Raw genomic sequence first — 1,889 nt, forward strand, 5'->3', positions numbered from 1 at the left:
GACCGGCGAGCACGGCGACGACGGCCGCGCCGAGCCCGGCGAGCAGTACGGGCAGCGCGCGGCGGCCCGCACGCTCCGCGCCGTCCGCAACCCTGGTGCGCAGCATCGTGGGCCACAGGGTGATCAGCGTCCCGGCCACGGTCAGACCCACCCAGCCCAGCAGGTTGACCAGTTCATGGGCCGTCAGCAGCCGCGCGTGGAGACCGCCGCCCAGATCGCCGCGGGCCATGACCACGCCCAGCGCGGCGCCCACGGGCAGCAGGCAGGCGGCGGCCACGTAGTAGCGCACGGTCATGGTGAAGCGGCCGGGCAGGGCGCGGCGCATCAGCCGCACCAGCCACACCGCGTGGGCCGTCACCGCGCCCGCCACGGCCGCCCCGCCCGCCAGGACGGCCGGCCACACACCGGCGGCCATCCCGCCGATCACGGCGGCGGCGCCGGCGTTGAGACAGACCAGCCGCCATGCGGCCGGGGCCCCGCGGTTCGCCTCCGGCAGCCGCAGCACCGAGGCGGCGAAGTGCCCCGACCAGACGACGATCGCGTTGCTCACCGCGCCGAGCAGCAGCAGATGGGCCATCAGCCGGCGGGCGGACGGCAGGAAGTGGTGCCCGGCCGCCGCGGCGGCGAACAGCGCCAGCCACAGCACCACCACCGCGTTCGCGCCCAGGTGCCAGGAGGCGCGCGGCGAACGCCCGGTGGGCGGCACGGGCGGGCCGGGCGGGCGGCCGGAGGAATCCGAGGGGCCGGGAGCGTGGGAGCCGGGCGGGGGCGGGAGAAGCGTCACCGGGAGACCTCCGGGGCGGACGGGGCGGTTCGGGGAGCCCCGGGCCGGGAACGTCCGGCGGCGGTCGCCGACGAGGCCGCCGCCACCGCCGCGAACAGCAGGACGGCGGCGATGTTGAGTGCCCCGCCCAGCCGCCAGGCCCACTCCACCTCCCGCAGGTCGCCCACCAGGACGCGCAGGGCCAGGGACAGGTGCAGCAGCCAGGCCGGTACGGCGAGGGCGGGGTGGTAGGGGAGGGGGCGGCGCAGCACCGCGGGCAGGATCACCGGGGCGTGGGCCATGATCATCGACAGTACGAAGCCCAGGAACACGCAGTGCACCACCGCGTCGTACCGCGGCCCGCCGGCGATCGGCCCGTACACCAGCCACAGCACCCCGGCCAGGCCCAGCCAGGCGTAACCGGCCAGCAGGCACGCGGCGCCGAAGCGGGGCAGCCCGGTGGAGCGCAGCGTCCGGCGGGCGACGTCGTACGCGGTGAGCCAGCCGACCAGGGCGAGCAGCGCGGCCCCCAGCAGCAGGGTGCCTGCGGCGGGCCACAGCAGGGCGGCGACGGCCCCGGCGAGCACGGCGCCGGAGCAGACGAGGAAGGTGTGCTCGGCGCGGGGCGGCAGCAGGCCCACCCGGGACAGCTCCAGCCGCTCCCCGGCGATGGTCAGCACCAGAAAGGCGGCCAGCCAGGGCAGCAGCCGGGGCACGTCGAGTCCGCCGAGCCACAGCAGCGCGGCGCCCAGCGCGGCCACCGCGCCCCCGGCCTGCACGGCCAGGGCCGGGCCCGGCTGACGCCGCCACAGCCGGACGTAGACCGCGAGCAGGACGGCGGCGCCGGAGGCGAGCAGCAGCCCGCCCGGACGAAGCCCACCGGGAGTGATCAGCAGCAGGCCGCCCGCGCCCAGGCAGGCGGGGGAGAGGTACCCCCAGCGGGCGCCCAGGGCGACCGCCCGCTCCAGCGACACCAGCGTCCCGGCGAAGCCGAGCACCAGCAGCACCCCGTGCACGCGCGGCAGCCGGTCGGCGTCGACGGGGGCGGGCAGGCCGAGCAGCAGCAGGGCGGCGTCGAGTCCGGCGAGCAGGGCCAGCCCGGCGGGCAGCAGCAGGACGGCGCGGC

At 78.1% G+C, this 1,889-nt stretch carries 2 pseudogenes; both read right to left on the bottom strand.

The features are described 5' to 3' along the window. Positions 1 to 784: pseudogene (locus tag ACLIYP_RS30325) on the bottom strand (hypothetical protein); the annotation flags it as partial. Then, a pseudogene (locus ACLIYP_RS30330) lies at positions 781 to 1,889 on the bottom strand (hypothetical protein); the annotation flags it as partial. The pseudogenes ACLIYP_RS30325 and ACLIYP_RS30330, both read right to left, overlap by 4 nt.

It is taken from the genome of Streptomyces nanhaiensis (assembly GCF_046614825.1).
Taxonomy (GTDB): Bacteria; Actinomycetota; Actinomycetes; order Streptomycetales; family Streptomycetaceae; genus Streptomyces; species Streptomyces radiopugnans.